The organism is Methyloceanibacter stevinii, from assembly GCF_001723355.1.
Lineage (GTDB): Bacteria > Pseudomonadota > Alphaproteobacteria > Rhizobiales > Methyloligellaceae > Methyloceanibacter > Methyloceanibacter stevinii.
The window spans coordinates 48,774-66,122 of the sequence record NZ_LPWE01000011.1 but is presented as its reverse complement, the minus strand read 5'-3'; the positions used below and the strand labels follow the sequence as shown (position 1 = coordinate 66,122).

Genomic DNA, 17,349 nt, shown 5'->3' with positions numbered 1-17,349 from the left:
TTTTCAGGGCATTTCCAGCCTCTCGCTTGGGTCATCTCGCCCAACCGTTGCCCGCGCCTCACATGCGGCGTCACAACGGCGGGGACTTTCTTGACACTCGGGATTCCCTAACTAAAGTGCGCGCGAAGCTTGGGGGCCAGCCGGTCCTCTGGGGCTCTCCCGGAATTGAGCAATAGCCTATGGCCGGAGCCGAAAATCAGTCCGGAGCCGGAAACGGCGATCAGGACACTGAGAGCATTCGGCGGCGGCTAGACACGCTCGATGGGAAGCTGATGGAGGCCAAGGGCCTGCGTCCGCCGACGGTTAATACCGAGGGACGCGGCCAGGCCATGGGCCAAGCTTTCAAGCTGTCGATCGAGCTGGTCGCCAGCGTCGCGGTTGGGGGGTTTATCGGCTGGGCACTGGACCAGCTGTTCGGCACGAAGCCGATCCTGATGTTGGTATTCCTGGTTTTGGGCGCCGCCAGCGGGATCATGAACGTGATACGAACGGCAAAGACAATGCAGGGCGAGCCGATGCCCGGTCATCACTTGCGCACCAAGAAGGAGCGCGATGCGGTGACAAGAGACGATGAGGATTAGGGGCTTTGACCTTGATTGGGGCAGCTTACGCCGCTGAGAGCGCGGGTCACGGGGATGGTCACGGCACCGGCACAGGTATGCCGGATCCGATGCACCAGTTCGAGATTCAGCGCATCGTGCCGCTGGATATTTTCGGCTTCGACGCGTCTTTCACGAATTCCGCACTGTTCATGGTGATCGGCGCCGTGCTCATCACGGTCTTCATCGTATTCGCCATGCGCAAAGCCGAGATGGTTCCGAACCGCACCCAGTCGGTCGCCGAGCTCGCCTATTCCTTCGTCGCCGACATGGTGCGCGACAATGTGGGCACCGACGGGATGAAGTATTTCCCGTTTATCTTCACGCTTTTCATGTTCGTGCTGACCATGAACATGCTCGGCATGATGCCCTACTCCTTCACCGTGACCAGCCACATCATCGTGACCTTCGCTCTCGCGCTGATGGTGTTTATCGGCGTCACGATCATCGGTTTCGTGAAGCACGGCGCGCACTTCTTCAGTTTCTTCGTGCCCAAGGGCGTCCCGTTCATCCTCCTGCCGCTGATCGTGGTGGTCGAGGTGATCTCCTATCTGACGCGGCCCTTGAGTCTTTCGGTTCGTCTGTTCGCCAACATGACCGCCGGTCATACCCTGCTGAAAGTGTTCGGCGCCTTCGTGGTCGCCATGGGCGTTCTCGGCGGCTGGGCGGCATTGGCCTTCATGGTGGCCTTCACCGGCCTCGAAATTCTGGTGGCGTTCCTGCAAGCTATGTGTTCGCCATCCTCACCTGCATCTATCTCAACGATGCGCTCCACCTTCACTAAGCTCACATAGATATTCGATCGTTCAAGGAGACTAAGATCATGGAAGCAGAAGCAGCAAAGTTTATCGGCGCGGGCCTGGCCTCGCTCGCTCTTATCGGTGCCGGTCTCGGTATCGGAACCATCTTCGGTAGCTACCTGCAGGGTGCGCTTCGCAACCCGTCGGCCGCTCCCGGTCAGTTCGCCAACCTGCTTCTCGGCTTTGCTCTTGCCGAAGCGACCGGCCTGTTCGGCCTCGTGGTGGCACTGATCATCCTGTTCGTGTTCTAGTCTGAGCTAAAGCAAGCTCTCTCAAAAGGACACGACCTATGCCGCAACTCAATCCGATCGATTGGGCTCCGCAAGTCATCTGGCTACTCATTACCTTCGGCATTCTTTATCTGCTGATGGTGTGGGTCGCGATCCCGCGCATCAGCACGGTCATCGACAGGCGTGCGGCGAGAATCGCCGGCGACCTCGAGGCGGCTGAGAAGAACAAGCGCGGGACCGAGGAGGCCATTGCCGCTTACGAGCAGGCTTTGGCCGAGGCCAAGCAGAAGGCGCATGCCATCGTCGAAGAAGGCCGCGCCAAGCTGAAGGCGGAGACCGACGCGGAGCGGGCCAAGCTCGACAAGCAGCTGGCCGACAAGGCTGCGGAAGCGGCGGCACGGATCGAGAAGGCTAGGGACTCGGCGATGAAGGACGTCAACACCGTTGCGACGGAAGCGGCGGCCGACATCGTCAAGCAGCTTATCGGCGTCGCGCCCCCGAAGGCGGATCTCGAAAAGGCCGTTACGGCGGCACGGAAGGCGTAAGAGATGGAATTCCTCGCAACGGCAGAGTTCTGGGTCGCGGTCTCCTTCTTCCTGTTCGTCGGCCTCGTCGTGTATTTCGGGGCCCACAAGATGATCGCCTCCGCGCTCGACAATCGGGCCTCGGCGATCGCCAAGGAACTCGCGGACGCGCAGGCGCTCCGCGAGGAGGCCGAGGCCGTTCTCGCCGACTACAAGAAGAAGACCGCCAACGCCGCCCGCGAGGCCGAGGACATCATCGAGCTCGCCGCGAAAGAGGCCGAGGCGCTGGCGCTGGAGACCTCCCGCGCTATGACTGAGCAGTTCGAGCGGCGCATGAAGATGGCCGAGGACAAGATCGCGCAAGCTGAAGCCGATGCGCTCCGCGACGTGCGGGCCGCGGCTGCCGATGCGGCGGTCAGCGCCGCGCAGACCGTCATTTCCAGCTCGCTGACGCCGGAGACGGCCGACAAGCTCATCGGTGCCGGCATCGACGACCTGAAGTCGAAGCTCAACTAGCAGCTCAGTTTCCCTTCGCCTTTTTGGCAATTCTGCGTGTCGGTGCGATAGTGTTCCGGCATGGTTCAGATCGTCGAACCTCGCCATCCGGTGTCGCTCTCTGACTATGAGGGCGTCGCGGATTTGGGCGCCACGGTGCGCAGCCTTCGGCAAGAGGCCGAAAGCCGCTTGGCCGGGTTCGATGGGCGACGCCTCGTCATGGTCAACAGCACTGCGCAAGGCGGCGGCGTGGCCGAGATGCTGCCGGCGCTCCTGAGCATCCTGCGAGAGCTCGGCGTCGACACCCACTGGCTGGTGATCGAGACGCAGGAGCAGGCCTTTTTCCGGCTGACCAAGAACCTGCACAACCTCATCCATGGCGCCGGCGATCCCAATCTGGGGACACCTGACCATGCGGTCTACGACCGGGTCAGTGCCGAGAACGCGGCGGCGATGGAAGAATTCCTGCAGCCCGGCGACGTGCTGGTGGTCCACGACCCGCAGCCCATGGGCGCGGGCGCCCTGCTGCGCGAGAAGATGGATATCGCGGCGATCTGGCGCTGCCACATCGGTCTTGACCATGAGACGGCGGAGACGCGCGCTGCGTGGGGTTTTCTCGATCCCTATCTGAAGCCGTATGACCATGCGGTCTTCACGGCGCCGGAGTACATTCCGAGCGTTCTTGCCGGGCGCGCCACCATTATCCATCCGGCGATCGACCCGCTCAGCCACAAGAATCGGCACCTCCAAGTGCACGACCTGGTCGGAATCCTCGCCAATTCCGCGCTGGTCAAACCGTGGGGACCGGTTATATCGCCGGCCTACGCGGAGCCTGCCAGGCGGCTCCAGGCCGACGGCGATTGGGCGCCTGCGACCGAGCCGGAGGATTTCGGCCTCCTTTTCCGCCCGATCGTCACCCAAATCTCGCGCTGGGACCGGCTCAAAGGATTCTTTCCGCTGATGGAAGGCTTCGTCTCGCTCAAACGCGGCATCGAGGCCCGCACGGATCTCGACAACCACCATTTACGTGCGCTTCAACTTGTCCGCCTCGTCCTGGCCGGGCCGGACCCGGCCTCGGTCGACGACGACCCCGAGGGCAAGGAGGTCCTTTCCGAGCTCTGTGCAGCCTACAGCGCGCTGCCGCCGCACCTGCAGGCCGATGTTGCGATCCTCTCCCTGCCGATGTCCTCGAAGGAGAACAACGCCCTCATCGTCAATGCGCTTCAATGCTGCTCCGACATCGTGGTGCAGAACTCGATCCAGGAAGGCTTCGGACTGACGGTCACCGAACCCATGTGGAAACGCGCGGCGCTGATGGCGTCGAGTGCAGTCGGCATCAAGCAGCAGGTCCGTCCCGACTTGGACGGGCTGCTGATCAAGAACCCGGAAGACCCCGCCGAGATCGCCCATGGGCTCGATGCGCTATTGAGCGACGGGGCCAAGCGAGCCGCCTTCGGGCGTAGCGCCCGGCAACGGGTACACGACAATTTTCTGGTGTTCGCGCAGGTGAAGAGTTGGCTGGAGCTTTTGACCAACACGACCGCGGCGTGCTGGCCCAACTGCGATTAGGCCCGCGCCCTACTCCACCACGGCGATGATCGGCCCGTAGCCGCCGTGGCCCGGGGAATCGTTCCGCCCCAGCTCCGGGGCGTAGATTCCCGGCGCCCAGCCTCCGTCGAGGAACAGCGCGTCCTGCACGCCGAGCCCGTCCCGAAACGCGCGGGCGAACTGGTAGAAGCTGACGCGTCCCTTGGTCATCACGAAATAGACCGTGCCGTCCGGGGCTACACCGACACCGTTGCGCTGCTTGAAGTCGGTCGACTTCTCGATGAAGGCCGGATGGATCTTGCCTTCGACAACCAGCATCGGCCCCGATTGCGTGGCGAACGCGGAGGGCGGCTTTTGCGCGCCGAACCGGCTGCTCTCGAGAACGCCGGCACGCCCCTGCCCCCAATAGAAGACGCCGTTCGGCTTCTTGTAGAAATTCGGGATCTGGCTCGGGCGCCCCGTGACGGTCTTGGTGTTGAGCGGCGAGAGCGTGTTGCCCTGCTCGATATGAAGACCGACGGGGCTGAAGTCGCGCTCATACATGCCGCCATTCATGGCGAAGACGAGGTCCCTGCCTTGGCTCTTCAGCGCGCGGGACAGCGCATTGAAGGTGCGGAACGGGCGTCCGTTCTGCCCGCGCCAATAGAGGTGAAGATCGTCCGTCGCCGGATTGAACGCGCAGACGATATAGGAGGTACTGAGAAGTGTGCGGTCCCGGCAGCCTTCGGCTGCGGCAGGAGCCGCACCAAGGAGCACAAGCGCCATCGCGAGAACGAGCGCCGTCAAACCCCAGATCGCGCGCTGTCGCATGATGGGTCCCGCGTCCCTACTTCAGCGCCACGAAAATTTTATAGTCCTGGAGCCGCGTCCCCGTCCGCACGGGCAAGGACATCTCGCGCACCATGGAGAAATAGCCCACGGTCTGATTGCCGGGCACCGTCACGCGGACCGACATGCGATCCTGTCCGATCTGCGCCTTGTAGGCGTCCGTCGCCTTGACGGATACAGGCAACGAGAAGCTTCCCGGATAGCCTTTCGGCCCGAGCAGGAGACGTCCGGCGAAGCCGTATTTCACGACGACACGCCCGCCATAGACACGGCACTCGCGCGAAAGTTTCGTGATCTCGCCGCGATACAGGATGAAGTTCGCATCGCCATCGTGGCCGTTCTGATAGACGGTCTTGAGCTTCTCGTTCGGCCAGGCCACGACCTGGGGACAACTGGTCGCCCGGCCGTCGGCCGTCGTGATCGGAGGCGCGGTCACCGGATCCGGTTGCGGGTTGGAGCCGGACAACGACGGCATCTTGATGGTCGGCAAGGTGTCAGGCAGGCGCTCGCTGGAGAACCCCGTGGTTCCACCGCCGCCGCCGCAGCCCGATACGAGCGCAACACTCAGAAAGAGTGCCGCGAGCCCGATGCCGCTGCTCCAGATGTGCCCGTCCTTACGCCTCAACTCTCCCCGTCCTTCGCTTGACATGCCAGGCGTCCGAGCCTGATATGCCCGAGCGCGCGAAGACTTGTTCGATTGACGACCAGCGCGCCCCCGGGCCGCCATTTGTGCCGAAACTATCGGCCGATGTCAGTCCCTACAAGACCCGTCTCGGGCCGCCGAAGGGGGACATTCCGGTCCGCCGGAGGCAAGCTCGGCGTTGTTTTGGGCTGAAATGGGGCCGTTGGGACCGAAACAGAGCAGTTCTGGAGCATGGATGACCTGCACGACCCCCGAGACCAAGCAGAATGGCGCGCGGCCCAAACTCACCGTCTACCTTGCGGCGCCGCGCGGCTTTTGCGCGGGCGTCGACCGCGCCATCCAGATCGTCGAGCTGCGCTCGAGAAGTATGGCGCCCCTGTCTATGTGCGCCATGCCATCGTTCATAACCGCTATGTGGTCGAATCCCTTGAGGCAAAGGGCGCAGTCTTTGTCGAGGAACTCGAGGAGATTCCCGAGTCGGACGCTCCGATCGTTTTCTCCGCGCATGGGGTGCCGAAGTCCGTTCCTGCCGACGCACGCAATCGCCGCATGTTCGTGTTGGACGCAACCTGTCCCCTCGTCTCAAAAGTGCATATAGAGGCGGAACGGCTGTTCGACCGCGGCCACGAAATCCTGCTGATCGGGCACGCCGGGCATCCGGAGGTGATCGGCACGATCGGGCAGTTGCCGCCAGGCGCGATCACCCTGATCGAGACGAACGAAGACGCAAATAGTTTCGTGCCGAAGGACCCGTCCAAACTCGCCGTCATTACCCAGACGACCCTGTCGGTGGACGACACGCGCGAGATCCTGGCGATCCTGCAGAACCGGTTCCCGGATATCGCCGTCCCGCGCAAGGACGATATTTGCTACGCGACGACGAACCGGCAGGACGCGGTCAAGCGAATCGCGCCACAGTGTGACAGGATGATTGTCGTCGGATCACCGAATAGCTCGAATTCCATGCGCCTCGTCGAAGTGGCCGAGCGCGCCGGGTGTCCGCGTGCCATGCTTCTGGAACAAGGCAGCGAGATCGACTGGACTGAATTCGAGAATATTCGCAGTCTCGGCGTGACGGCAGGCGCTTCCGCACCGGAGGTCTTAGTCGACAGCATCATCGACGCCTTCAAGGAACGCTTCGACGTGAGCATCGAGACCGTGACGACCGCCGAGGAGACGATCTCCTTCAAGCTGCCCCGTCCCTTGAGAGATTCGACGGCGGCATAGATGGCTGTCTACACGGACGTTAGCGATCAAGAGCTCGAAGCCTTCATCGCAAGCTACGACATCGGCGCGCTGACATCGTTCAAGGGCATCGCCGAAGGCGTTGAGAACACCAACTACCTCGTCCACACGGACGCAGATCCCTTCATCCTGACGCTCTACGAAAAGCGGGTGCGCGCGGAAGACCTGCCGTACTTCCTCTCGCTGATGGAGCATCTCGCCGCGCGGGGCATCACCTGCCCCTTGCCGGTGCGCGACCGCGAGGGCCGCATCCTGCGCGAGCTCGCCGGCCGGCCGGCCGCGCTGATCAGCTTCTTGGAGGGCGTTTGGATCCGGCGTCCCGACATCGTCCATTGCACCGAGCTCGGGACGGCGCTCGCGAAGTTCCATCTGGCAGGGCTCGATTTTCCCATGCGGCGGGACAACGACCTGTCGCTACCAGGCTGGCGTTCGTTGTTCGATGATGTGCGCGGTGCCGCCGACGGCGTCATTCCGGGCCTGCACGACGCGATCGCGGGCGAGCTCGATTTCCTCGGCGCACAGTGGGACACGAACCTGCCTGTGAGCGTGATTCACGCCGACTTGTTTCCCGATAACGTATTTTTTCTGGGCGACAAGCTTTCCGGCCTGATCGACTTCTACTTCGCCTGCAACGACATGATGGCCTACGATGTGGCGGTCTGCCTCAATGCTTGGTGTTTCGAGCCCGATGGCTCGTTCAATGTCACCAAGGCGCGGGCGATGCTGCAGGCCTATGAGCGGGCGCGGCCCCTCACAGAGCCGGAACTGGATGCGCTGCCCCTGCTCGCACGTGGCGCGGCCCTGCGCTTCCTGCTGACCCGCACCTACGATCTCCTGAATACGGACGCCAACGCGCTCGTAAAGACCAAGGACCCGCGCGAATATTTGAGGAAGCTGCGCTTTCACCAGCGCGTGCAATCCTATCGCGACTACGGGCTGGGCTCGGACTGAGGACGGAGACTATGGCTGGCCGCCCCAAAGTCGTGATTCACACAGATGGCGCTTGTTCCGGAAACCCGGGCCCCGGCGGCTGGGGCGCCATTTTGGAGTCGGGCCCTCATCGCAAAGAGCTCAAGGGCGGCGCGGCGCAGACCACCAACAACCGCATGGAGTTGATGGCGGCCATCGAGGCTCTGGAGGCTCTCAAGGGCCCTTCCGACGTCGAACTCTATACGGACTCGAACTATCTGCGCGGCGGTATCACCGGCTGGATCAAAGGCTGGAAGCGGAACGGGTGGCGCACCGCCGACAAGAAGCCCGTCAAGAATGTCGAGTTGTGGCAGCGGCTCGAGGAGGCCGAAGCCCCTCACCAGGTCACATGGCATTGGGTGAAGGGCCACGCCGGGCACGACGAGAACGAACGTGCCGACGAACTTGCGCGCGAAGGCATGGCGCCGTTCCTAGGGTGAGCCAAATAGCCAGGCCGACAACAGGATCGCTCTACAGGGACGCGAGGACCGCCTCGGCCGCCGAGACTTCCGCTACACCCGGATTCTCCTCGGTCATCAGCGCCTTGACGGTGCCATCCTCCACGACCATCGCGTAGCGCTTGGACCGGGTGCCGAGGCCGACCCCGCTTCCGTCGAAATCCATGCCGATCTTCTTCGTGAATTCCGCGTTGCCATCCGACAGGATCTTGACCTTGTCGGCTGCACCCGTCATCTCGGTCCAGGCCGCGAGCACGAACGGGTCGTTGACCGCCACGCAAACTACATCGTCCACGCCTTTTGCCTTGAACGCATCCGCGGCTTCGATGAAGCCGGGCAAATGCTTCAGGTGACAGGTTGGCGTGAAGGCGCCCGGCACAGCGAACAGCACAACCTTCTTCCCGCCGAACACATCCTTTGAGGTCAATGTCTGGATCCCATCTGGACCCATCGCGCGGAATGTGGCTTCCGGAAGCATATCTCCTTCAGCAATTGTCATGCGGATCGTCTCCTCGGTCGTTTTGGCCAGGGCCTTTGGTTGCTGTCTGCCGCCACCATAGCGGCTTGGCCCCAAAGCGCCAGTCGGCAGGCGGAACACCACGCTATCGGCCCGCGTTACCCCTTACGACCGCCATAACACGAAAAGCCCTCAGGGAGACCCGATGACACGTCTTGGTATCGTTCTGATTGTAGCTGCCAGCATTGCCGCCGGCGGGTGTACGACCGGGCAGAAACGCGTGAGCGGCGCGGCCATAGGCGGGGTTTTCGGAGCCGCCCTCGCGGGCCCGATAGGCGCGGGCGCAGGCGCTGCGGCCGGCGCTGCAACGGCCCCCGCGCTGACGCGATGAGCCTGGCCGGCTAAGGCTCGGTGCGGCTGGTCTCGCTTGAGCCCTGATCAGAAACCAGGGTGAATATCAGCGGCTTGCCCTTGATGGCAGCGCCCTCTTCAGCTGTCGGGAAAACCACGGAAAAGCGTTGCCGTCCGTCCGTGAGCGGCCCAAGCGCCTTTGGCACCGGCACCAGGATTTCCGAACTCGTGACGAACAGATCGGTATGCGTGGCGCCGGGCGCAAAGAGCGCCTCGACCTCCAGCGTGGGCTCATCCCCCTCCAGGTTGGCGGTGACGGCCCCAAGGCGCGGGAGCGTATCAGGACCGGCAGGAGCAGGAACGCGCTCTATGGCCTGTTCGATGAGGCGCGCATCGCCCTTGCCGAGATCGGCAGGCAGGACCGCCCTGAGGTCGACGGAATTGGGGATGCAGAGATCCTTGCACAGGCCGTAGTCGAAGGTCAGCGCCAGCTGGACGGGCTTGTCAGCCTGTTCAGGGGTCACCTTGACCGGAAACACGACGTCGTCCTTGTAGCCGATTGCAGTTCCGTTCGCGTCGGCGAAGCGATGCGGGAGAGGATAGAAAACGTCGATGCTTTTGACGTTCTTGGAGCCGGACCAATCGAAGCTCGGCGGCACGCCGGAATCACCCGGATTGCGCCAATAGGTCTTCCAGCCCTGGTCCATCCTGAGTTGCACGCCGGCGTAGCGGGTGGGCTTGCCGTCCTCGTTCACAAGGCCGCTGACCAAGCGAACCTTGGATTTGCCTTGGCCGGACCAGGGAGACTGGCCGGAGGCGGCGGCAAGGCTGACGCCGGCGACACCGGCGCAACACAACAAGGCGCCCAGGACGGCGAGCGTCGGGCGTCGATCGATCCGTGTCTCATCATTAAGTCCAACATCGCTTGCAGAATTTACTCGCACAGGAGTACCCAAGCGAGCTTGACTAAGACCTTAAGGATTCACTGTTTTGTGACCGGTGCGACGAGAGTGCACGGCCCTGCCTTATTTCGCTCCGCCCTCTTCCCTGAAACGGGAACTGCTGTAGCATGATGCTATGGACCCAGACTTTCATTCCGATGAGGAAGGCTATCTCGACGGCCAGCTTTTACTTGCGATGCCGTCGATGGGAGACCCCCGCTTCTCCCGCTCGGTGATCTATATCTGCGCACACTCATCGGAAGGCGCCATGGGCATCGTCATCAATCAGAGGGCGCCCAATATCAGTTTCGCGGAACTGCTGGAGCAGTTGAAGATCGTCCCCTCCGAGGAACGCATCTCCCTGCCGTCCGCATTGAACGCCATGGATGTCCATCTGGGAGGGCCCGTCGAGACCGGGCGGGGGTTCGTCCTCCACAGCGCCGACTATTTCAAGGCCGAAAGCACGCTCCCGATCAACGACAGCGTATGCCTGACTGCCACGATCGATATCCTGCGCGATATCGCCAAGGGCAGCGGCCCCGCAAAGGCCTTGCTCGCCTTGGGTTATGCGGGCTGGGCGCCGGGTCAGCTCGAGGACGAGATTCAATCCAATGGCTGGCTCAACTGTCCGGCGGACCCCGAAGTGGTTTTCGATCCGGCGGTCGACCGAAAATACAATCGGCGCCTCGACAGCCTCGGCGTCGACCCTAGCCACCTCGTGAGCGACTCCGGCCACGCCTAGGCATGGCTGTCCCCTCAACAGTCTTTTCGATTGGACCTTTGGGCTAGGCCTGAGCCGTTGTTGGCCCGGGCAGGCTCGGCAGATCGCCTTGGTTCTGCACCTCCACATCGAGGCTGGAGGGCGCACGTTCGGCTTGCGCCCGTTCGCGCTCTTTGCGGCGCCGGTGATTGGCGAGCGCGTTGAGCAGCGCGCCGACATCACGCGCCGACATCGGTTCGCCGTAGTAGAAGCCCTGCCCGAACTCACAGCCGATCGAGCGCAGATAGTTCGCATCGGCCTGGGTCTCGACCCCTTCGGCAACCACTTCCTTCCCGAGTTCGTGCGCGAGCGTCACGACCGAGCGCAGGATCAGCGGGGTCTGGTCATTGTCCGAGCTGTCGTGCACGAGCGACTTGTCGACCTTGATGATGTCGAACGGGAAGCGGTGCAGATAGCTGAGCGAGCTGTAGCCCGTGCCGAAATCGTCCAAGGCGAGGCTCGCCCCATAGGTCTTGAGCCAGGTGAGAATCTCGACGGCGCGCTCGGGGTTCTCCATGACCAGCGACTCGGTGACTTCGAGCTTGAGCGTTCCGCGCGCCACCTGCTCGCGGGCGAGAAGCAGCCTGATCTCCTGCACCATGTCCTGGCGGAAGAGCTGCCGGCTCGAGACATTGACGCTGACGAACAGCGGATCGCGGTCGCGCGGCAGGACGCGATGCCACGTGGCCGCCTCGTCCAAGGCTTGGCTGAGCACGTAGCTGCCGAGTTCGACGATCAGGCCCGACTCCTCCGCGAGCGGAATGAAGTCCTGCGGAGACAGACGGCCGCGGGTCGGGTGATCCCAGCGCATCAAAGCTTCGAAGCCGGCGAGCTGGTTCGACGCCAAGCGCGTGATCGGCTGATAGAGCACCGATATCTGCTGGCGCTGAAGCGCCATGCGCAGCTCGCTCTCAAGCGGGAGACGGTTCTCCTCCTCGGTGCGCATGGCAGGATTGAAAATCTCGATGCGATCCGCCCCGCGGCGCTTGGCGCGCAGCATCCCCAACTCGCCGTCACGCAGCATCTCTTGTGCATTGGCTTGCGAGCCGTCGTGAACGACGATGCCGATCGAGGCGGTGAGGATGATCTCCTTGGTGCTGATCTTCATCGGCGTGCGGAGCGCTCGGCGTACCCGCTCCGCCAAGGTCGCGACGTGATGCGGATCGCTGTCCGATATCAGCATGATCGCGAACTGATCACCGCCAAGACGCGCAAGCGTGTCTTGCGGATTGAGATGGCGAGAGAGCCGGCGCCCGAGCGTCAAGAGCATCGAGTCCCCGATCACGAGACCGAAGCTCTTGTTGACGTTCTTGAAACGGTCGATGTCGATGAAAAGGATCGTCGGTCGGTTCGACTGTCCTTCGGCCGCACGGGTGATGGCACCGTCCAGCCGATCCATGAGGAGCTGGCGATTGGGAAGGCCCGTCAGGCTGTCATGCACGGCGCATGCATGAGGCGCTCATGGGAGCGCTTCAGATTGGTCACGTCGCGCAACAAGCCGACGCAGCGCAGAAGGCGGACGTTCTCATTCGGGGCCGCCTGAGCGTTGAGTTCGTACCAAAGATAGGTCCCGTCGTGACGGCGGAGACGGAAGTCCGTCTGGAAGTCGCCGCCCTTCTTTTCCTGCAAGGACTGCATGAGCAGCCGGAAGCGCTCGCGGTCCGAGGCGTGCATATGCTTCAGGAACTCGCTGACGGACACGTTGAGCGCCCCGGGCTCCAGCCCAAGTTCCGCTTCGACCTCGTGCCCCACGGTGATGAGATCGCGGCCCGCGTGCCATTGGAACACGTGGGTGCCGGATCCATCGACGGCGAGAGATTTCATCTGCACGAGACTGGGCGGTCCCAGGCTCATCGCCGACCCGCCTGTGTGGAACGCGAACTGGGTGACGGTGAAGCCGAGCAACACCAAGATCAGAACGAGGCCCGCGATGAGGCTCGACCCGACGACCTCGCCGGAGAGCTTGCCCGTGACGATCATCGAGGCGCCCAAGAGCCAGACGATCAGCAGCATCCAACTCGGGATCAACGAGAGCGCCCTGTCCTGGCCGCGAAGCGCGAAATAGGCGATGAGTACGGTTCCGACGCCCGCGATGATGATGGTCGAAGCGCGCGCAAGCCCCGCGGCCGTCTGCGGTCGACGATCGCGACGACGATCAGGATGAACTGCGCCGCGATCCACACCCAGAACACGCTGCGGATCCACACGTGCCAGAGGCCGATGCGCAAGAAGGTGTAGAGAAACAGCGCCAAGCTCGCGGCAAGGCCGGCCTCCGCCGCAGCGCGGTAGGTGGCTGTGCGATCCGGGCCGACCGGGAACAACTTGTTCCAGAAGCCGAAGTCGACGCAGAAATAGACCAGGGCCGCCCAGGCGACGAGCGCGGTGGCCGGGAAGATCGCGCGGTGGTTCGCGGCGAAGATCGCCGTCAGGAAAATCGCCAGCAGACCCGTGATCCCTAAGAGCACGCCCTTGAACAGCATGCTGTCCTGCTGTTTGGCCTGGTAGAATTTCGGGGTCCACAGGGTGAGCTGCGGCACCTTCGAGGACGCCAGCTCCGCCGCGTAGGTCACGGTCTGCCCGGGCTCCAAGGTCAGCCGGAACATGTCGGCGCGGTCGCTTTGCAGCGACTCCGGCCGGAAGCCGAGTGAGGGCGTGACGGCCGTGATGCGGGGCGCGTCAAGTTCCGGGCGGAATACGCCGGAATTCGCGAGCGCATAGCGCGGCGCTACGAGCCAGCGAACGATGCGGCTGTCCGACGGGTTCGAGAGCGCAAAGACCAGCCAGCTGGGATCGGTGCCGGGGGTCGAGGCCTGAACGGCCATACGGCCGATATAGCCATCGGGTCCGGGCGCCGTTTCGATCTGCAGCCGGTCTCCCCGCCCCTCGTAGAGTTCGCCCTTTGTGGTGATCTCCATCTTCGCGGCGTCGGGGTCGACGGCTAGAGCTTCGATCGCGTTGGCGACACCCGCAAGCGGGGGATAGAACTGTGACAGGGCCAGCAGAAGCCCGTAGGCGAGCACAAGCGCTCCGACCCGGCGCTGCCGCCGGGAGTCGGAGTGTCTTGGCACGGCGTGATGGGCGGTCACCGAGCCATGTGGGGCCACACTCACCCTCCGTTCCCCGGTACGCGCTGATCCGTTTCCAGAAGCGCATAAAGCAGATGGTCGCGCCAGTCGCCGTTGATGCGCAGATATCGGCGCGCGAGCCCTTCCTTCTTGAACCCGACGCGCTCCAGAAGCCGCATCGACGCGGTGTTCGTCGGCAGACAGGCTGCTTCGAGCCTGTGCAGTTCGAGCGAGTCAAATACGAATGGCACGACTGCGCGAACTGCGGCGGTTATGTATCCTTGCCGCGCGTATGCCGCGCCGACCCAATAGCCAAGCGTACACGACTGCGTCACGCCGCGCCGGACATTGCACAAGGTGATCCCTCCCACGAGAGCCGTGGAGTGTGTATCGTAGACGAACAAGGCGTAGCCCATGTCCTCACGCATATCGCGCAGATAATGGCGGATGCGGCGGCGGAAGGAGGCTCTGGAGAGCTCGTCCGGCGCCCAGAGAGGCTCCCACGGGACGAGGAAATCCTGGCTTGCGGCACGGAGTTCCGCCCATGCCGGATAGTCCGACATTTGAGGCGCGCGCAGCAACACCCGATCGGTCTCGAGAACCGGACCGAAATCCCCTGGTGTTGCAGCTCGCAGCAAGGCCATACGTCAACACTCTCTTCAGGCGGCTCTGCTCGCCGGCACGATAAACTTGTCGGCCACGGCTTCGAATCGTCCAAGATTAGCAACCGGCCCCACAGTCGCAAGACTGAGAGGCGTGCCCAAAACCTTCTGCAGCAAGGCCTGCAGGTCCGCAGTCCCGACGGCCTCGATCCGCTCGACGAGTTCGGCCGTCGGCAATACGCGTCCGCAGAACAGGACGTGACGCGCCAGTTGTTCGGCCCGCGCGCTCGAACTTTCGAGCGCCGCCAGAAGCCCCATCTTCATCTGGGCTTTCACGCGTCCGAGCTCGGCCTCGATGAAGCCGGCATTCGCCGCACGGTCCAACTCGTCGCGAATGACGGAAAACAGCTCGTGGGATTTCTCGGGGGCGCCGGCCGCGTGAATGACAAACATGCCGCTATCCGTCAGCCCCGTCGAAAAGGCGTAGACTGAATAGCAAAGACCCCGCCGCTCTCGCACTTCCTGGAAAAGCCGCGACGACATTCCCCCGCCGAGCGCGCCGGCAAGGATCTGCGCGGTGAAATAGTCCGGCTGATGATAGGCGGGTGCCTCCAGCCCAATCATCAGATGCGTCTGCTCGAACGGTTTGTCCGACTGGCGGCGACCGCCGCGATAGACCGCCTCCTGAGGAGTCGGGGTACCGTCGGAGGGCAAGCCGGATAGCCGGCGCTCAGCCTCCGCCACAAGTGCGTCGTGATCGACCGCACCCGCAGCCGCCAGCACCATGTTCGGCCCATGATAGTGCGTGGCGAGATACGACCCGAGATGGTCCCTCTCGAAGGCACAAACGCTGTCCGCCGTGCCGAGAATGGGCCGCCCCACGGGCTGATCGGGAAACGCGGCTTCCGACACGAAGTCGTAGACGATGTCGTCGGGCGAATCCGAACTTGCGGCGATCTCCTGGAGAATGACGTCGCGCTCGCGCGTGAGTTCGCCGCCGTCGAAGCTCGGCTCCAAGATGATGTCGCTCAGGATGTCCAATGCGAGCGGCAAATCCTTCGGGAATGCGCGTGCATAGTACCCGGTCGAATCGACCGATGTTGCCGCATTCAGGTCGCCGCCGACGGACTCGATCTCCTCGACGATCTCACGCGCCGTCCGCCGCTTGGTTCCCTTGAAGGCCATGTGCTCCAGGAAATGCGCGACGCCGTGCTCCATCAGTTGTTCTGAGCGGCTGCCCGCACCGACCCAGATGCCGAGCGACACGGTCTCCACTTCGGGCATGGTGTGGCTGACAACGGTCAGACCGTTGCTCAGGGTGGACCGGGTGACGCTCACGCCTCGGCTCCCGTCAGCGGTGCGTCGGCGCGTGCGTGATCGACGACGAAGTTCGCCACCGCCGCGAAGTCGGCGGGCATGTCCGTACAGCGCTCTTCGCTGCCGAGCTTCAAGGTGAGGCGTTCGGGCTGGGCCGGCTCGATACCGATGGCCCGGCGCACGGCATCGGGGAACTTGGCCGCGTGCGCGGTCGACAGGATGACCATGGGCGTCGTGCCGAGCCCCGCTTCCTGCCGGGCAGCCGCGATGCCGACGGCTGTGTGCGGGTCAACCACCATGCCGGTCTCTTCAAATACCCCCCGAATGGTCATTTGCGTCACGTCTTCTCCAGCGGAATGGGCACTGAAAAGATCGCAGAGCTGCCCGAACTCGCCCTGGCTCAGCGTGAACGAGCCCTGAGCACGCAAATCCTCCATCAAGCTCCGAACCCTGGACGAATCCCGCCCTGCAAGCTCGAACAGAAGGCGCTCGAAATTGCTGGCAAGCTGGATGTCCATGCTGGGACTTGAGGTCGCGATCACGCCCTGCGGCTCGTAAGTCCCTGAGGCCAATGCGCGGGGAAGACTGTCATTGAGGTTCGTGGCGATAACGAGGCGTTGGACCGGCAGGCCCATAGCGCGGGCAGCGTAACCTGCGAAAATATCACCAAAATTTCCAGTGGGCACCGAGAAGGCCACCGGCCGGTAGGGCGCTCCAAGCGTCACCGCCGAGGTGAAGTAGTAGCCGATCTGGGCAAGGATGCGGGCGAAGTTGATCGAGTTGATCCCGGTCAGGCCGAGGCGCGCGTTCAACTCCCGATCGCCGAACAGCGCCTTCACGATCGCCTGGCAATCGTCGAACGTTCCTTCGACCGCGATGTTGTGGATGTTGGCCTCGGTCGCCGTGGTCATCTGGCGCCGTTGAACGTCGCTGACCCGGCCCTTCGGATGCAGGATGAAGACGTCGATGGCGTCCAGGCCCCGGAACGCCTCGATCGCGGCCGCCCCCGTGTCGCCGGAGGTCGCACCGACGACCGTGGCACGCTGTCCGCGCCGCTTGAGCGCACGGTTCATGAATCGCGACACGACCTGCATGGCCAGGTCCTTGAATGCCAGCGTGGGGCCGTGAAACAACTCCAGGACGAAGCTGTTGGGCCCAATCTGAGTCAGCGGCGCGACCGCGGGATGGTGGAACCCGTCATAGGCTTCCGACAGCACCTCTTCGAGGTCGTTCAGGCACGGATCGCCCTCGAGGAAGGGGCTCATGACCCGGTAGGCCGCGTCGGAATAATCGAGGCCTGCGAGGGCGGCAATCTCGTCCGGTGACAAATGGGGCCAGCTCTCGGGCAAGAACAGGCCGCCGTCGTCCGCAAGCGCAGCCAAGAGCGCACCCTCGAAAGAGAGCGCCGGGGCAGACCCGCGCGTGAAATGAACTTCAAGATGTGCCTCTCACCGGAATTCCAAGACTTTTTGCCAGACCCTAGCCCCCGGAGCGCGCACCCGCAATATGGCGGGGGA

The 17,349-nt window shown here is 63.3% G+C and carries 17 protein-coding genes and 3 pseudogenes; 10 read left to right on the top strand and 10 right to left on the bottom strand.

What is annotated here, in order from left to right; genetic code table 11:
- Window positions 1-179 precede the first annotated feature (179 nt).
- From AUC70_RS07025 to AUC70_RS07000, 6 genes and pseudogenes are all read left to right on the top strand, one after another.
- A complete protein-coding gene (locus AUC70_RS07025) occupies window positions 180-581 on the top strand; it encodes an AtpZ/AtpI family protein (protein WP_069444217.1) in 402 nt (133 codons plus the stop codon).
- Between the two features lie 77 nt (window positions 582-658).
- Window positions 659-1,383 (top strand): annotated as a pseudogene (locus tag AUC70_RS07020) (F0F1 ATP synthase subunit A).
- 39 nt (window positions 1,384-1,422) lie between these two features.
- Window positions 1,423-1,650 carry a F0F1 ATP synthase subunit C gene (locus AUC70_RS07015; protein ID WP_069436339.1) on the top strand — a complete coding sequence of 76 codons (228 nt, stop codon included), beginning with the start codon at window positions 1,423-1,425 and terminating at the stop codon, window positions 1,648-1,650.
- Window positions 1,651-1,688: 38 nt separating this feature from the next.
- Window positions 1,689-2,174: a F0F1 ATP synthase subunit B family protein gene (locus AUC70_RS07010; RefSeq protein WP_069444216.1), complete on the top strand. Its 486-nt coding sequence runs from the start codon at window positions 1,689-1,691 to the stop codon at window positions 2,172-2,174.
- 3 nt (window positions 2,175-2,177) lie between these two features.
- Window positions 2,178-2,669 carry a F0F1 ATP synthase subunit B family protein gene (locus AUC70_RS07005; protein WP_069444215.1) on the top strand — a complete coding sequence of 164 codons (492 nt, stop codon included), beginning with the start codon at window positions 2,178-2,180 and terminating at the stop codon, window positions 2,667-2,669.
- A gap of 60 nt (window positions 2,670-2,729) precedes the next feature.
- Window positions 2,730-4,217 (top strand): glycosyltransferase, encoded by a 1,488-nt coding sequence (locus AUC70_RS07000; protein ID WP_069444214.1) that lies wholly within the window; start codon window positions 2,730-2,732, stop codon window positions 4,215-4,217.
- 9 nt (window positions 4,218-4,226) lie between these two features.
- Here AUC70_RS07000 and AUC70_RS06995 read toward each other — a convergent pair whose 3' ends face one another.
- Window positions 4,227-5,006 (bottom strand): phosphodiester glycosidase family protein, encoded by a 780-nt coding sequence (locus tag AUC70_RS06995; RefSeq protein WP_069444213.1) that lies wholly within the window; start codon window positions 5,004-5,006, stop codon window positions 4,227-4,229.
- 16 nt (window positions 5,007-5,022) lie between these two features.
- Window positions 5,023-5,649, bottom strand: a complete 627-nt coding sequence (locus AUC70_RS06990; RefSeq protein WP_141702009.1) for a hypothetical protein — start codon at window positions 5,647-5,649, stop codon at window positions 5,023-5,025.
- A gap of 253 nt (window positions 5,650-5,902) precedes the next feature.
- Here AUC70_RS06990 and ispH point away from each other — a divergent pair.
- The 3 genes and pseudogenes from ispH to rnhA all read left to right on the top strand — a co-directional run bounded on the left by ispH (window position 5,903) and on the right by rnhA (window position 8,321).
- Window positions 5,903-6,894 (top strand): annotated as a pseudogene (gene ispH, locus AUC70_RS06985) (4-hydroxy-3-methylbut-2-enyl diphosphate reductase).
- A complete protein-coding gene (gene thrB, locus AUC70_RS06980; RefSeq protein WP_069444211.1) occupies window positions 6,895-7,863 on the top strand; it encodes a homoserine kinase in 969 nt (322 codons plus the stop codon).
- An 11-nt stretch (window positions 7,864-7,874) separates the two neighbouring features.
- Window positions 7,875-8,321, top strand: coding sequence for a ribonuclease HI (gene rnhA, locus AUC70_RS06975; RefSeq protein WP_069444210.1), 447 nt, complete (start codon window positions 7,875-7,877; stop codon window positions 8,319-8,321).
- A gap of 31 nt (window positions 8,322-8,352) precedes the next feature.
- Here rnhA and AUC70_RS06970 read toward each other — a convergent pair whose 3' ends face one another.
- Window positions 8,353-8,838 carry a peroxiredoxin gene (locus tag AUC70_RS06970; RefSeq protein ID WP_069444594.1) on the bottom strand — a complete coding sequence of 162 codons (486 nt, stop codon included), beginning with the start codon at window positions 8,836-8,838 and terminating at the stop codon, window positions 8,353-8,355.
- 359 nt (window positions 8,839-9,197) lie between these two features.
- Window positions 9,198-9,917, bottom strand: a complete 720-nt coding sequence (locus AUC70_RS06965) for a protein-disulfide reductase DsbD domain-containing protein (RefSeq protein ID WP_141702008.1) — start codon at window positions 9,915-9,917, stop codon at window positions 9,198-9,200.
- A 307-nt stretch (window positions 9,918-10,224) separates the two neighbouring features.
- Here AUC70_RS06965 and AUC70_RS06960 point away from each other — a divergent pair, with 307 nt between their 5' ends.
- A complete protein-coding gene (locus AUC70_RS06960) occupies window positions 10,225-10,830 on the top strand; it encodes a YqgE/AlgH family protein (protein WP_069444208.1) in 606 nt (201 codons plus the stop codon).
- A gap of 43 nt (window positions 10,831-10,873) precedes the next feature.
- Here the strand turns inward: AUC70_RS06960 and AUC70_RS06955 are convergent, their stop codons facing one another.
- The 6 genes and pseudogenes from AUC70_RS06955 to thrC form a co-directional block, all read right to left on the bottom strand.
- Window positions 10,874-12,289, bottom strand: a complete 1,416-nt coding sequence (locus AUC70_RS06955; RefSeq protein WP_069444207.1) for a putative bifunctional diguanylate cyclase/phosphodiesterase — start codon at window positions 12,287-12,289, stop codon at window positions 10,874-10,876.
- The gene (locus AUC70_RS06950; protein WP_069444206.1) at window positions 12,274-12,876 is read right to left on the bottom strand and encodes a PAS domain-containing protein; all 603 of its coding nucleotides are present in this window, start codon (window positions 12,874-12,876) and stop codon (window positions 12,274-12,276) included. Before AUC70_RS06950 ends, AUC70_RS06955 begins: the two co-directional genes overlap by 16 nt.
- Complete coding sequence (locus tag AUC70_RS06945) at window positions 12,873-13,958, bottom strand: 7TMR-DISMED2 domain-containing protein (RefSeq protein WP_141702007.1); 1,086 nt, start codon at window positions 13,956-13,958, stop codon at window positions 12,873-12,875. Before AUC70_RS06945 ends, AUC70_RS06950 begins: the two co-directional genes overlap by 4 nt.
- Window positions 13,955-14,557, bottom strand: a complete 603-nt coding sequence (locus tag AUC70_RS06940; protein ID WP_069444204.1) for a GNAT family N-acetyltransferase — start codon at window positions 14,555-14,557, stop codon at window positions 13,955-13,957. The genes AUC70_RS06945 and AUC70_RS06940 overlap by 4 nt, the downstream gene beginning before the upstream one ends.
- A 15-nt stretch (window positions 14,558-14,572) precedes the next feature.
- The gene (locus AUC70_RS06935; RefSeq protein ID WP_069444203.1) at window positions 14,573-15,853 is read right to left on the bottom strand and encodes a M16 family metallopeptidase; all 1,281 of its coding nucleotides are present in this window, start codon (window positions 15,851-15,853) and stop codon (window positions 14,573-14,575) included.
- Window positions 15,850-17,244: pseudogene (gene thrC, locus AUC70_RS06930) on the bottom strand (threonine synthase); the annotation flags it as partial. The gene AUC70_RS06935 and the pseudogene thrC, both read right to left, overlap by 4 nt.
- Window positions 17,245-17,349 lie beyond the last annotated feature (105 nt).

What these genes read in the sequence shown, in the direction of transcription:
- AUC70_RS07025 (WP_069444217.1), top strand. Translation starts at nt 180, where the DNA reads ATGGCCGGAGCCGAAAATCAGTCCGGAGCCGGAAACGGCGATCAGGAC.
- AUC70_RS07015 (WP_069436339.1), top strand. Translation starts at nt 1,423, where the DNA reads ATGGAAGCAGAAGCAGCAAAGTTTATCGGCGCGGGCCTGGCCTCGCTC.
- AUC70_RS07010 (WP_069444216.1), top strand. Translation starts at nt 1,689, where the DNA reads ATGCCGCAACTCAATCCGATCGATTGGGCTCCGCAAGTCATCTGGCTA.
- AUC70_RS07005 (WP_069444215.1), top strand. Translation starts at nt 2,178, where the DNA reads ATGGAATTCCTCGCAACGGCAGAGTTCTGGGTCGCGGTCTCCTTCTTC.
- AUC70_RS07000 (WP_069444214.1), top strand. Translation starts at nt 2,730, where the DNA reads ATGGTTCAGATCGTCGAACCTCGCCATCCGGTGTCGCTCTCTGACTAT.
- AUC70_RS06995 (WP_069444213.1), bottom strand. Translation starts at nt 5,006, where the DNA reads ATGCGACAGCGCGCGATCTGGGGTTTGACGGCGCTCGTTCTCGCGATG.
- thrB (WP_069444211.1), top strand. Translation starts at nt 6,895, where the DNA reads ATGGCTGTCTACACGGACGTTAGCGATCAAGAGCTCGAAGCCTTCATC.
- rnhA (WP_069444210.1), top strand. Translation starts at nt 7,875, where the DNA reads ATGGCTGGCCGCCCCAAAGTCGTGATTCACACAGATGGCGCTTGTTCC.
- AUC70_RS06970 (WP_069444594.1), bottom strand. Translation starts at nt 8,838, where the DNA reads ATGACAATTGCTGAAGGAGATATGCTTCCGGAAGCCACATTCCGCGCG.
- AUC70_RS06960 (WP_069444208.1), top strand. Translation starts at nt 10,225, where the DNA reads ATGGACCCAGACTTTCATTCCGATGAGGAAGGCTATCTCGACGGCCAG.
- AUC70_RS06940 (WP_069444204.1), bottom strand. Translation starts at nt 14,557, where the DNA reads ATGGCCTTGCTGCGAGCTGCAACACCAGGGGATTTCGGTCCGGTTCTC.